Annotated in this window: 9 protein-coding genes; 6 read left to right on the forward strand and 3 right to left on the reverse strand. The window is 62.5% G+C overall.

The genetic code is table 11. The features are described from left to right. The first annotated feature begins 9 nt into the window (after nt 1-9). Complete coding sequence (locus tag PW947_RS14515; RefSeq protein ID WP_299633033.1) at nt 10-1,719, forward strand: VRR-NUC domain-containing protein; 1,710 nt, start codon at nt 10-12, stop codon at nt 1,717-1,719. Next, nucleotides 1,716-3,986, forward strand: coding sequence for an ATP-dependent DNA helicase (locus tag PW947_RS14520; protein ID WP_299633034.1), 2,271 nt, complete (start codon nt 1,716-1,718; stop codon nt 3,984-3,986). Before PW947_RS14515 ends, PW947_RS14520 begins: the two co-directional genes overlap by 4 nt. Before the next feature lie 79 nt (nt 3,987-4,065). Here the strand turns inward: PW947_RS14520 and PW947_RS14525 are convergent, their stop codons facing one another. The 3 genes from PW947_RS14525 to PW947_RS14535 all read right to left on the reverse strand — a co-directional run bounded on the left by PW947_RS14525 (nt 4,066) and on the right by PW947_RS14535 (nt 10,055). Continuing rightward, the gene (locus tag PW947_RS14525; protein ID WP_299633035.1) at nt 4,066-6,543 is read right to left on the reverse strand and encodes a mechanosensitive ion channel domain-containing protein; all 2,478 of its coding nucleotides are present in this window, start codon (nt 6,541-6,543) and stop codon (nt 4,066-4,068) included. A gap of 264 nt (nt 6,544-6,807) precedes the next feature. Continuing rightward, nucleotides 6,808-8,493, reverse strand: coding sequence for an MFS transporter (locus tag PW947_RS14530; RefSeq protein WP_299633036.1), 1,686 nt, complete (start codon nt 8,491-8,493; stop codon nt 6,808-6,810). Between the two features lie 83 nt (nt 8,494-8,576). After that, nucleotides 8,577-10,055 carry a sigma-54 dependent transcriptional regulator gene (locus tag PW947_RS14535; RefSeq protein WP_299633037.1) on the reverse strand — a complete coding sequence of 493 codons (1,479 nt, stop codon included), beginning with the start codon at nt 10,053-10,055 and terminating at the stop codon, nt 8,577-8,579. Nucleotides 10,056-11,257: 1,202 nt separating this feature from the next. On the opposite strand from PW947_RS14535, the gene PW947_RS14540 reads away from it, so the two are divergent. From PW947_RS14540 to cpaB, 4 genes are all read left to right on the forward strand, one after another. Next, the gene (locus PW947_RS14540) at nt 11,258-11,437 is read left to right on the forward strand and encodes a Flp family type IVb pilin (RefSeq protein ID WP_299633038.1); all 180 of its coding nucleotides are present in this window, start codon (nt 11,258-11,260) and stop codon (nt 11,435-11,437) included. A 160-nt stretch (nt 11,438-11,597) separates the two neighbouring features. Continuing rightward, nucleotides 11,598-12,179, forward strand: coding sequence for a prepilin peptidase (locus PW947_RS14545; RefSeq protein ID WP_299633039.1), 582 nt, complete (start codon nt 11,598-11,600; stop codon nt 12,177-12,179). A 283-nt stretch (nt 12,180-12,462) separates the two neighbouring features. Next, nucleotides 12,463-12,852: a hypothetical protein gene (locus PW947_RS14550; RefSeq protein ID WP_299633040.1), complete on the forward strand. Its 390-nt coding sequence runs from the start codon at nt 12,463-12,465 to the stop codon at nt 12,850-12,852. Between the two features lie 69 nt (nt 12,853-12,921). Further along, nucleotides 12,922-13,764, forward strand: a complete 843-nt coding sequence (gene cpaB, locus PW947_RS14555) for a Flp pilus assembly protein CpaB (RefSeq protein WP_299633041.1) — start codon at nt 12,922-12,924, stop codon at nt 13,762-13,764. Nucleotides 13,765-13,790: the final 26 nt, after the last annotated feature.

The raw sequence follows: 13,790 nt of genomic DNA on the forward strand, positions 1-13,790 counted from the left end.
CAACGTCACGTGCAATCGCCTTATTACCTGTCGAATTTCGAACGTGCGCTCGACTGGATCGCCGGTCGTTACGACGATCTGCTCGACGCGGACGAACGCGCGTTTATAGCCGCGTTCCGTGCAGCGCCGCTGCCATCGCGCGCACTGCTGGTGCGCATGCTGATGCGCCAGGGCACGCTGTTTCGCGCGAACCGGCTTTCATATGCGGAGATCGGTTCGCCATTCGACGCGGCAGTGTCGCTGATCGAAATGGATTGGGTCGATCCCGCTCCGCATCTGACGCTGGACGAACTGTTCGCGCTCACCACTCGCCCCGAGCTGCTCAAGATTTTCCCGCACGCTGCGGCCTCGAAGGCCGCGCGCAAGTGCGACTGGCTTGCCGCGCTCAAAGCGGTGTATCCGGACGCGCGTCCTTATTCGATGTGGCATCCGGCGGCGTCGAGCGACGACTGCATTTTGCATGTGACCGTCGCGCCGCTATGCGAGCGGCTGCGCTTGATGTTCTTCGGCAACCTGCATCAGGACTGGTCCGAGTTCGTGCTCGCGGATCTCGGCGTGTATCACTATGAACGCGTGTCGTTCGCCGCGTCGTCGCGCGCATTTCAACGGCGCGAAGACGTCGACGCTTATCTTGCGCTGCACGCATGCCGCGCCGCGCTCGATGCGCCCAACGCATGCGAAGACACGGCGGCGGTCGCGCAGATGCTGGAAGCGATTTCATCGGTCGAAACCTGCAACCCGTGGGTCGAGTCGCGTCGGGCGAAATTGCTGTTCCGGATCGGCTATCAGTGTGAGCGGCAGCAGCAGTGGGACACTGCACTGACCGTCTATGCGCGCAGCGCATGGCCGGGCGCGCGTCATCGATCCATACGCGTGCTCGAACGTAGCGGCCGCCACGCCGATGCGCTCGCGCTCGCCACGCATGCGTCCACTGCGCCAGAAAGCGAGGAGGAGTCCCAGCGCATTGCCCGAATGCTGCCGCGCCTGCTGCGCCATACGGGTCAAACGCTTCCACGTGCACGGCGTGCGGCGAGTATCGAGCGCAATACGATCGTGATCGCGCGCCCAGTCGAGCCAATCACCGTCGAATACGCAGCGCGCGATCATATCGGCGCGCAGGATGCGCCGGTGTACTACGTCGAAAACGCGCTGATCAATTCGCTGTTCGGTCTGCTTTGCTGGGAGCCCATTTTCGCAGCGCTTCCGGGTGCCTTTTTCCATCCATTCCAGCGTGGGCCCGCCGATCTTCACGCACCCGACTTCCATGCGCGCCGCGCATCGCAATTCGCGGAGTGCCTCGCGCAACTCGATAACGACACGCATCGCGACACGATTCGCCGCCATTGGCATCGCAAATCGGGGCTGCAATCACCATTCGTGTTCTGGGGCGCTCTCGACGAGTCCTTGTTGACGCTAGCGCTCGATTGCATTCCCGCTGCGCATCTGAAGCGATGCTTCGAACGCTTGCTGCATGACTTACGCGGAAACCGGTCCGGTTTTCCCGATCTGATCCGTTTCTGGCCCAATGAACGTCGTTACGAAATGATCGAGGTGAAAGGGCCGGGCGACCGCCTTCAGGATAACCAGATTCGCTGGCTGGACTACTGCGTGCAGCACGGCATGCCGGTGCGCGTGCTCGATGTACGCTGGATGGAAGATGAGACGATGCCTGTCATGCACACGGATGCGTCTGGCGCATGCGAGACGGAGAACGCATGACTTATGTCGTCGCAGTGCGCGCACTCTGCGAATTTACCGCGCGACGCGGCGATCTCGACTTGCGCTTTACGCCCGCGCCGACTGCATCCGAAGGGATGGCCGGGCACCTGACAGTCGCGGCGCGCCGCGCGTTCGGTTACGAATCCGAGGTGACGTTGATCGGTTCGCATCGCGGTCTGACGGTACGCGGCCGCGCTGACGGCTACGATGCGCGAGAGAACCGGATCGAAGAGGTCAAGACCTATCGCGGCGATCTCGAACGGATGCCGGCCAACCACCGAAGCTTGCATTGGGCGCAGGCGCTGGTCTACGGACACCTTCTGTGCGAAACGCGTGATCTCACGGAAATCGGCGTGTCGCTGGTGTATTTCGACATTCAGAGCCAGAAGGAAACGCTGCTGACGCAGACGCATAGCGCGGCGTCGCTGCAGGCGTTTTTCGCGGAGCAATGCGAGAAATTTATCGGTTGGGCCGCGCATGAGGAGGCGCATCGAGACGCGCGCAATGCCGCACTGGGCGCGCTGAAGTTTCCGTACGGGCGCTTTCGCGATGGGCAGCGCGAACTTGCCGTGTCGGTCTATCGTGCGGCGCGCGATGGCAAGAACCTGATGGCGCAGGCGCCGACCGGCATCGGCAAGACGCTCGCTACGATTTTCCCTTTGCTGAAGGCGTTTTCTGAAGAACGGATCGATCGCATCTTCTTTCTGACCGCGAAAACGCCAGGACGCGCGCTTGCACTCGACGCGGTCGAAACCTTGCGCAATAGTGCCGGGACCTTGCCGTTGCGCACGCTGGAACTCGTCGCGCGGGACAAGGCATGCGAGCATCCGGAAAACGCATGCCACGGCGATTCGTGTCCGCTTGCACGCGGCTTTTACGATCGTCTCGATGCGGCGCGCAGTGCGGCGTTGAGCAGCGTGCGTCTGGACCGCGCGGCCGTACGCGAAGCGGCGCTCGCGCATGATGTGTGTCCGTATTATCTGTCGCAGGAACTCGCGCGCTGGAGCGACGTCGTGGTGGGGGATTACAACTACTACTACGACAGCAGTGCGCTGCTGTTTGCGCTGACGCAATCGAATCGGTGGCGCGTCGCCGTGCTGGTCGATGAGGCGCACAATCTGCTCGATCGCGCGCGCCGCATGTATAGCGCATCGCTCGATCAGGCCGCGTTTCGCAACGCCCGCATCACTGCGCCGAAGTCGCTGAAAAAGCCGCTCGACCGCTTGAATCGCGCATGGAATGCATTGAACCGGGTGCAGCAGACCGACTATCAGGTGCATGACGACGTGCCCGGACCATTGCTGTCGGCGGCACAAAATCTGGTGGGCGCCGTGACCGAGCAACTCGCCGACGCGCCGTTGTCCATCGAAGCGTCGCAACTGCGATTCTTCTTCGACGCTATGCAGTTCGTGTCGCTCGCGGAACAGTTCGGTTCGGACTCGATCTTCGATGCAACCCTGTCGCCCGACTACGTGCCGAACGCGAAAACGGGCGACACCACCACGCTCTGCGTGCGCAACGTGATTCCCGCGCCGTATCTTGCGCCGCGCTTTACGGCGGCCCATGCAACCGTGCTGTTTTCCGGCACGCTCGGGCCGCATCATTTCTATCGCGACACCCTCGGCTTACCTACGGACACGCAATGGCTCGACGTGGAAGGGCCGTTTCGCGCCGAGCAGTTGAAGGTGCGCGTGGCGGGCAATGTCTCGACGCGGTGGCGCGACCGTGAGCGTTCGCTCGTACCTATCGTCGATCTGATTGCGCGCCAGTACGCGGAACGGCCCGGCAATTACCTCGGCTTTCTGAGCAGCTTCGATTATCTGCAACGGGTTGTCGCGCTGATTCGCGAACGTCATCCCGACGTGCCGGTGTGGGCGCAAGAGCCGCGCATGGACGAGGCCGCGCGCGATGCGTTTCTCGCGCGCTTCGAGGTGTCGGGCAGTGGGGTCGGCTTTGCGGTGTTGGGCGGCGCGTTTTCCGAGGGCGTCGATCTAGTCGGCGAGCGATTGATCGGCGCGTTTATCGCCACGCTGGGTTTGCCGCAGATGAACGACGTCAACGAACAGATGCGCAAGACGATGGAGGCGAAGTTCGGCAGCGGCTACGATTACACGTACCTGTACCCCGGATTGCAGAAAGTCGTGCAGGCGGCCGGGCGGGTAATCCGCACCGAACATGACGAGGGCGTCGTGCATCTGATCGACGACCGTTATCGTCGAACGGAAGTGCGGCGGCTACTGCCGGGATGGTGGAGCGTGCCCCGATAACGTCATCGCGACGATGCATCGGGTTGCAACCTCTACCGGCATTGCGATTCGACGCAATGCCGGTAGAGTCGGCGCAGCTTCATTGGGTACGTGTCGTGCCTTTCGACATGGGCCGTTGCGGTCCGATGTCCGCTGTTTCTGCTGCGTCGTCGTCATCGTCCGGGCTAGTGAAGCCCTTCGGCGCCGAGACCAGCACGTTGCGTTGCGGATTGAAAATCTGAATGCCGCGCGCGCTGAACTGATCGAAGATACGGCGATTGAATTCGCGTTGCACGCCCCAGCGTGACGTGTCGCGACATTGCACCTGGCCTGCCAGCGTGACCGACGCACCGTCCACCGAATCGACGCCCCACAACGCGAAGTCGGACAGAATGCCGTCCTTGAACTTGGGGTCGTCGCGCAACGATGCGCCGATTTCCTTCAGCGTCGCAGCGGCGAGATCGACGTCCTGTCCGTACGCGATCATCACCTTGACGGCTGCATTGCCGAGTCCGCGATTGGTGTTGTTCACCGTCGAGACCGAACTGAACGGCACGGTATAGAGCGAACCGTCGCCGCCGCGCAAACGCACCGTGCGGATTGACAGATATTCGACCGTGCCCGACACGCCCGCGAGCGTGACCCAGTCGCCAACCTGCATCGCATTTTCCATCAGGAGGAAGATGCCGGTGATGAAATCCTGTACGAGTTTCTGCGAGCCGAAGCCCAATGCGACGCCGAAGATACTCGCACCCGCAAGCAACGGCCCGATGTTCACGCCGAGTTCGCTCAGACCCGTCAGCACGACCACCAGCGCGATTGCGCAGAACAGCGCGGTGCGCAGCATCGGCAACAGTGTGCGAAGGCGTGCCGCGCGTACCAGATCGCCGGACGTCGTCCACGAATGCAGGCGACGTTCGACGTTGACGTTCACGGCTTCCCACACCAGCAGTGCGACGACCGCCGCCACCGCGATCGTCACGAGTGCGGACGCGAGCCGATGCCCGACGGTGCCCGCCTGGAACAGCATGCCGACGTGGAATCCCCACACCTGCAGGAGCAATAGCGCTGTCGCGGCACCGATGATCCACGAGACGATCCGGCGCAGCATCGGGTAGTAGCGGTACGCATGTTGACGCGCGACCGAGCTGTTCGCGTTGTCTTCCTGATCGTGGAAGATGCGGGCGAGCGCGCCGAAGACGACGATCGACCCGATGCGTGCGCCGATCACGATAGCGACCGACCATCCGCCCACACGCAACAGCCGTTCGTAGCCGTTCTCGACGTTGAGCGCCCAGACGAACCACAGCGCCATCACCACGAAAACCGCGAACGTGGCCCATGATTCGGCGATTGCATTGCCGAACATCGCGATCGACGGACGTTGTGCAAGATTCGCGCGAATCCGGTCGGCCACCGGACGACGGCATTGCAAAATAAGTACGGAAATCATCACGTGGCCGACCAGCGTGACCACTTTCATCAACGCGAGATGCGCGGCGTCGCTAAGGCCGAGCGCCGATGCGAGTTCCGCAATCGCGGAGCCCGCGCCCACTACGGTGACGATCAGCACGAGCCAGCGTTGCACGAATGTGGCCCACGTGTCGGTCATTCGCAGCAGACGTAGGCGCGGTGCGTTGGGTTGCAGGAACAGCGCGCCGAGGATCGTGATGGTGCGGGACACCAGATAGATGTCGATCAGCGAATCGAGCGCGCGGTCTTGCGGCGTGCCGGGATCGGTGATGATCGACATCAGCACCGTAGCGACGACGATAAATACGCCGAGCGACAGAAAGCGCAGCAGCAGACCGAGAAACGCGCGCGGCAAACGGCGCAGCAACGACCAGTGATGCGCGGCGCGATGCTTGCCTTTGACTTCGTCTAGCTTGGCTTTTTCAAGCGTGGACGAGGTGGAGGCGGTAGCGGCTGCGGTGGTCTCGGGCGATGCGACGGCGGTCCGCTCGGCGGCGAATTCGTCCGCGGAATCGTCGAGGTTTGCATCTGCACGCGCAATGATCGCCGCATGCGCACGACGCAGCAAACGTCGCGCGATCCATTCGAGCACGAACGCGGGGAGCAACACGCCTAACAGTGCCAATGCGATCTGTCGCAGTTGCTTTTGCTGGTCGGGGTTGGTCAGCAGTGCGCTCCACCATGCATGCACGGATGTCACGTCGAGCAGCACGGACAAGGAGGTGCTCAGCGATCCGGCAGTTTGTTCGCTCCAGTGAACGCCCTGGCGAACCAGTTGAGAGGCGAGACCGTTCGACTTGAATGCGGCGGGCACGGCGCTCTCCGCGCCACTCGCGGCCGCACTGGCCGATGCGGCATCCGCGGACGCGGCGGAAGCAGGCGCGGGCGGCGCGGACAGTGCGCCTGCCGCAGCAATCGCTTTCAGCGTGTCGTTGACCTGCGCGCGGCGTTTGGGATCGTTCAGCACATCGAGCGCTTGACGGGCCTGCTCAGGTGTCAACTGGACGGCAACGGTCTGGGCCGAAGATGCCGGTGTGGCCGCAACGGCCGCAAAAGCCGGCATCGCGAACAGGATCAGCAACCACGCAACAATAAATTTACGCATAAGGGATGTCGGTACAGCGGGGTAGTGATTCGGGATCGGTTTGCACGACGCGCGGGGACGGACACACGCGCCGCTGGAGATAGGACGACTGCTGGAAACGGTCACAAGTTCCGCAGTACGGCGCGTGGCTATCCAGATGGAAGCCGTGGAAGCCCGTTCTGCTGGCCGGTATGCATGCACACAGCCCTCTGTCGCATGCATGCGCTGGACGCATCAATCGGTCCAGCGAACTGGCATCGCATGCGAATTTCTCATGCATGCGCGCTACGCATGCATGCCTTTTACCATGATCACGGCGCATGCCGCACCGGCGAATGCACACGCTGCGGCCACCAGCGCCACCGCTCGTAGTGCTGCGGCCAGCGCTTCGCGCTCCGAATTCGAGCTTTGCCTGTCCGTCTCATTGATGGAAACGCCCGGCGCAGCCTTGTCTGGACGCAGATCTTGTGCCACGTCCGCACGCTCCGTGGAAAGCGGTTTATTCCTGGCAGTGGCGGGCGCTGAGCGCGGCCCCGCTGGCGCGGCCAGGTGCGATGTCTCCGGTCGAACCATTCGCGCGGACAGCGCTGCATCATGCGACCACACGAAAACGATACCAAGTATGGCCACGGCGAGCAGGCCGGCCACGCGCGCAACCGCATTGTTGATGCCGGAAGCAACGCCGGTCCGTTCGGGTGGGACCGCATTCATCACGGTCGTCGTCAGCGGTGCAACGGTAACGGTCATACCGAGGCCGAGTACGAAAAGTGCAGGGAAAAAGCCGCGCCAATAGTCTCCATCGACCCACGGCAACGCGAGCATCGCAAAGCCGGTTCCTGCAATTACTGGCCCGACGCCGAGCAGCACGCGCGCGCCGAAGCGGCCCGTCAATCCGCCGGCGAAACGCGACAGCACGCCGATGGTCAGCGGCAATGGCAAGAGCGCCGCACCGGCCGCGGTTGCCGCGTAGCCGTACGCGCGAATCAGCGTGAAAGGGAGGAAGAAAAGCGCACCGCTGAGACCGAAGTAGAGCAGCAGCGTCGCGAGATTAGCGCCGACGAAATCGCGTGAACGGAACACGTCGAGCGGCATCATCGGGTTCGCGCTCTTTGCTTCGATTGCGATAAAGACGGCCAGCACCAGCACGCCCACGACGATCGATGCGAGCACGTGCGCGTCGCCGAATCCGCGCGACGATGCGAGCGTCAGACCATAAGTCAGCGCGCCGAGACCCGCGGCTGCGCTGATCGCGCCGGGCCAGTCGAGCGAGGCGACGTCGTCGGTCCGATGACTATCCGGCACCGAGTTGATTGCCAGCAATATCGTGCCGATCGCGATCGGCACGTTGAGAAAGAAAATCGCGCGCCACGACAACGCATCGACCAGCCAGCCGCCTGCAACCGGCCCCAGCGCCGACGTAATCGCGCCGACACCGGCCCACGTGCCGATCGCCCGCCCGCGTTCCTGCGCATCGAATACCGCGCCGATGATCGACAGACTGCTTGGCACGAGCAACGCTGCGCCGACGCCTTGTACGGCGCGTGCCGCGATCAGCGTGCCCGCGTTCGGGGAAAATCCGCAACCGGCGGATGCCAGTGTGAACAGACTGATTCCTGCGATAAAAACGGTGCGTCGCCCGATCCGGTCACCGAGCGATCCGCCGACCAGGACGAGCGCGCCGAGAAACAGCAGGTAGGCGTTGACGACCCATTGCATCGCCGCGACGCTCGCGCCGAGTTCGGTCTGGATCGCGGGCAGCGCGACATTGACGACCGAGCCGTCGATAAACGCCATGCTGGAGCCGAGAATCGTCGCGGCCAGCGCGATGCGCTTGCGGGTGCAACGCGAATCGACAGTGGACGGCTGCGAGCGGATCACCAGCGCGTCGCACGGGCTCGCCTGCGCCGAGACGACATGCGCGGCGCGCGAACCTGCGGGAGCGGATGCACGGGAATGCTGACGATCGTTCAAGCTCGACCTCGCGCCAGGATGGTATTCCCAGCATAGCAACGAGGCCGCCGTTACGTGTGCTCGATGCGCGCGTGACGCGTCATTCAGTGGACAGGTTCGGCGAGCGCCCGGACGTGACGCCCGGCATCCTCCGATGGCGGTTCGGACGTGCCCGAGCCGCTATCCGACGACGAATGCGCGGCGATTTCAGCCGGGCGTGCCGTTGCGGACTCCAGATGAATGCGGTTCGCATGCATCAACCGGTACAAGGTTGCGCGCGATACGCCGAGCTCGGCTGCCGCGTCCGACAGTTTGTGGCCGTGTCGCTGCAATGCCCGTTCGATCGCTTCCTTTTCAGCGCGGCTGCGAATTTCGGCGAGCGTGACCGGTGCCACGTCTTCCGATTGCGGCAGGCCGAGATCGGCTGCGGTGATAAAGCGGCCCTCGGTCATCACGACCGCGCGCCGCACACAGTTGATCAGTTCGCGGACGTTGCCCGGCCACGGATAGTTCGACATTGAGACGATCGCATCGCTGGAGAAGCCGCGAATCTTGCGTGCGCCATCCTGCCGGTACATGCTCAGCGCATAGTTGGCGAGCAGCTTCACGTCGCCGCTACGGTCGCGCAACGGCGGCTCGTTCAGTTGCAGCACGCACAGCCGGTGATAAAGGTCGGAACGGAAACGCCCGTCTTCGACGGCTTTCTCGAGATCGACGTGAGTGGCGGAAATCACGCGGACATCGACCTTGATCGGCGTATTGCTGCCGAGACGCTCGATGGTGCCTTCCTGCAGAAAACGCAGCAGGACGGCCTGACATTCATGCGGCATATCGCCGATTTCATCGAGAAACAGCGTGCCTTCGTGCGCGCCTTCGATGCGCCCGATCTTGCGTTGCATCGCCCCGGTGAATGCGCCTTTTTCATGACCGAACAATTCGGCTTGCAGCAGCGACGGTGGAATAGCCGCGCAATTGATCGCGACGAAAGTCTGCGCGGCGCGCGGCGAGCACACGTGAATCGCGCGCGCGGTCAGCTCCTTGCCGGTGCCCGATTCGCCTGCGATAAACACCGGCGCGTCGGTCACCGCGCATCGGTCGATGCGTCGATACAGCTGTTGCATCGCATCGCACTGTCCGACCATTTCGTGCCGTCCCAGCGACGGCTGCGGGACTTCGCGCGGCTGACGCAGATTCGACAGACCATGCGCGTGACCCAGCGCGAAAACCAGCCGGTCGTTCAGACACGGACGCGTAACGAAATCGAAACAGTAGTCGAGGATAAAGCGGCTGACGAGTTCCTGTTCGGCCTGACCCGGCGCAATTTCGGCGACCCAGTTGGTATTCACGTGACGCATGCACGAGGACAGCGCGGACAGATACTGCGTCGTGCAATCGCCGGGCAATTCGATCAGGCCAACCTTGATCGTGCCGCGTTCGAGCATTCGCTCGGCAATCGCCGTGTTTTTGGCGTGGGCAACCTGCCAGCCGTGTTCGCCGAGATAGTGTGTGAGTGCCGGGTCCGGCGCAGCGGCGACATAGAGCACGGTGCGCTCGGTGTCGATAGACGTGTCATTCCTGTTCATGGTCAACCCCCGTTCGGTGCCGGGCAACTCCATTGGCGATCCAATGGGCCCAGCGATGAAACGACTGCGTCGATCAGCCAGTACGGCTGAGCGGGTCCGTCCGCGCGGACACGAGAAACGCGTGTCACGACGCAGCGTTCGGCCCGTCTCAAGACGGATCAAACACGCAACGGGACGACGCGTTGGGGATTCCGTGCGCGACGAGTCTGATGCTTGCTCGCGCAACAGTAAGGCACCCTGAATGGTACGAACGTTCGGATGCCGGATGGCCTTTCCTTCCCCGGGACATTCCGGCTTCGATGGTGTTTGCCGGGCTGTCGGTAGCGCTCTGTATGTGCGGCGCCTGGATCAACGATAGATCAAACGATTCTTAAAAGCCATACAAACAAATCTCGATCAAGAAACGTCGCGGGGAGCCGGGAGTAGGCCGCAAACCCGCACCGCTAGTGGGTCGAGATGCCGTCTGCGGTCTGCCGCACATAGCGCCGGATTCGCGGCCTCGGTCTGCGAGGCTTATGCCGTCTCATTCTTGCGACAGGTCGGGCAGCGTGGGTTGCTGGCATGCGCGTGACGCATCGCGGCATACCCGGACGTTGAAATACGCCTGAAAGCCTTGATGGCATGGGTATTCCAGGGTTTTCACCAGGCTCAATTTTTGACTGGCGATGCCGGAGAGCGGCGTCGACCGGATGCGTCGATGCGTAAAGCAGGCGCAACAACACCGGCTGCGACGCCATCCGGGAATCGCTGTTTTGCGAACCGGCTCACGGTGCGACAAGGGTTTGAGCACACATGGCACGGCCGTTGCGATATGTCGATCACAAGCGGTCGCCGGCCAGACGCAAAGCAGAACAGGACGGCGACACACAGTCTTCGCAACGGTGGTCGGGGAAACACCACTGGGGCATGCGAGGAAGAGGCGGCGGGGCCAAACGAAGTACAGCAGTTAAAAAAACGCGGCGCGGACAGTTCGAACAAAAAACAGAACGTCGGTGACCGTGGCAGGAATACGAGGATGTAAAGCATCACGCAGCAAAGCTGGACGAAAAGCAGCGCAAAAAAAAGCAGTGCAAGGCCAAAGCAGCACAACGAGGTCGTACCCATTTTCCGTCCGCTCGCGGACGGGTTTTTGATGGCGGTTCACCGGATGACGGCATACGCAACGGTGAATCGCTCTTACTTTAAACCTACGGGGGTTTTCCATGAAGAACGCAATCAACAATTTCCTGCGCGAAGAAGACGGTGTGGCAGCAATCGAATACGGCCTGCTGGCCGGCCTGATCGCAGTCGCAGTCATCACGACGGTCACGACGCTGGGCACACGCCTCAAAGCCGTTTTCGTGCTGATTTCGAACAAGCTCAACGCAGTGGCGGCAGGCTGAGCCGGTAGGCGTCGCGATGTGCGCGCGCCGACCCATGCGTTTAGATCATGCATCTCTGTCATGCGAAATTCGCATGCGTGCAGATCATGCGAACGGTGGGTCGGCGTAGCGGGCGAGCGGCGCCGCTGACCGACAGAGTTTCGAGCCAACGGAGCGAGCGATGAATGGCGTGCCTTTTCCAGTCGGACCGTGTGTGATGACCCTGGTGCTGATCGCGGCGTTGTCCGATCTGCGCACACGGCGAATTCCGAACTGGCTGGTGGCGACGGCACTATGCGTGGCGGTGCCGGTGCAGTGGATGGTGCACGGTGGGATCGAAGGCATGGAGTTGTGGTTGGGTGGCGTACTGACCGGCGCACTGGTGTTTCTGCCCGGCTACGTGATGCGAATGATGGGCGCGGGCGACGTGAAGCTGATGGCTGCCATCGGCGCGTTCTGCGGGGCATCGGGTGCATTTGAGATTGGTATGTCGGTCTGCGTGATCGGCGGGATCTGGGCCTTGTTCGAAATGCTCCGATTGCGTCAGATGCGGGCCGGGTTGCAAGGTGTCGCCGTGTTGCTGATGGACTGCATTGCGTCCTCGCAAACGGTCGACGCGCCGCAAGCGCGCCCACAACGGCAGAGTCGCGAAGACGGCGCAGGCACGGCTGCGACACGCATCGGCGCGGGATCGATTGGAACCTTGCCGTACGGTGTGGCGATCGCACTCGGCACGACTTTTACCTTGTTCGCCAGCGTGTGAATGGACCGACGCGCTGACGAAACAGTATCGAAGCGGCAGATCGAGACCGCGTGAAAGCATAAAGAAGCACAGTAAAAAAAGCAGCGACGACACAACAGGAATCAGGGAGAACGCGATGTACGGCCTGACCAGCCGGCATCGAAAGTCGGGGCAGCTACGCAGGATTTCCGCAGAGAAGTCCAGCGTGGCTCGATAACCCAGGACGCCGCGTCTGCTTGCAAGCAGGCGCGGCTCACCTGGCTCAAGGCTTCATGACGAAGCCGGCGATGCAACGGGGGATGTGATGAACAAAACGATCGATACGGCTGCGCATGCAGTCGTGGACGGGGCCGAACACGCCCCCGCGATGGAAGGCACACGCCGCTCCGTCATTCACTACGCGTTCGCCGGGTATTCGGCCGCTGCCGGTTCCGTTTCTCCGGAACATGCGCACGCGCATGTCGCGAATCGCTTCACGCCATGTACTTCGCCCGCTCGCGAGCCGATCGATATCGCGCTGCTCGCTGCGCTCGCCGATGCCGCGCGCAAACGCGAAGCCGTCGCTCTCCAACGCTCGCTTCAACGTGTCGCGTTGCCGCTTCGCAGCCGCGATGTCGGCGACATCGCCGGCGCACCGGACGACAGCGTAGACGACTGTGTCGACGATCCCGATTCCTTCCCGCAGCAACGCTGATCGCCACGCGCAACCGTGTGTTCTGAAACACGCTCCGTCGCCCGATGACGACGGATGCAGGAGAGTCAAATGAAAAATGTCCGCGCAGTGATGATGTTGCTGATCGCGACGATCGCGGGCCTCGCGGCCGTCGTTTTCGCATCGCGCTGGATGAGCACGCAGACCGCATCGGCGACGACCAAAGTGGTCGTTGCCGTGTCGGATATCAGTCTCGGACAACGCATCACGCCCGAGTTTCTGAAAGTGGCGGACTGGCCGACCGGCAGCGTGCCGGCCGGCTCGTTCACCGATATCCAGAAGCTCGATGGCCGCGTGCTGAAAGAAAGCATGCAGCATGGCGAGCCGGTGCTCGAAGCGAGGCTGTCGCCGGTGGGAACGCTCGGTGGATTGTCGGCGGTGATCAACGAAGGCAAGCGCGCAATCACGGTGCGCGTGAACGATGTGATCGGTGTCGCGGGCTTCGCGTTGCCGGGCAATTACGTGGACATCATCGTCAACACGCAGAAAGACGCAGCGGGTTCGTCGGGCGATAACGGTCCGCGCGATCAGAATATTTCGAAAATCGTGCTCGAAAAGATCCTGGTTCTCGCAGTGGCGCAACAGGTTGGACGCGACGAGACCACGCCGAAAGTGGTGGATGCGGTCACGCTCGAAGTGACGCCGGACCAGGCCGAGAAGATCGACCTCGCGCGCAGCATCGGCACCTTGTCGCTGGTTTTGCGCAATCAGGTCGATCCGCAAGCCACCGATACCGCCGGCGCAACCAAGGCGTCGCTGCTGAAAACGCCTGTGACGCCGGTGCCGGTCGCGACGCCGCGTCCGGCGCGCATCGTGCAGCGGGTCGCCGCGCACGCACCGTCGAATTGCGTGCGTGTGATCGACGGCACGGATACACGACAAGAATGCTTTTGACAGGCGAAAAGCCTGCATGCCGCGAA

Origin of the sequence: Paraburkholderia sp. (genome assembly GCF_028283785.1) — a bacterium.
Classification (GTDB): Bacteria; Pseudomonadota; Gammaproteobacteria; order Burkholderiales; family Burkholderiaceae; genus Paraburkholderia.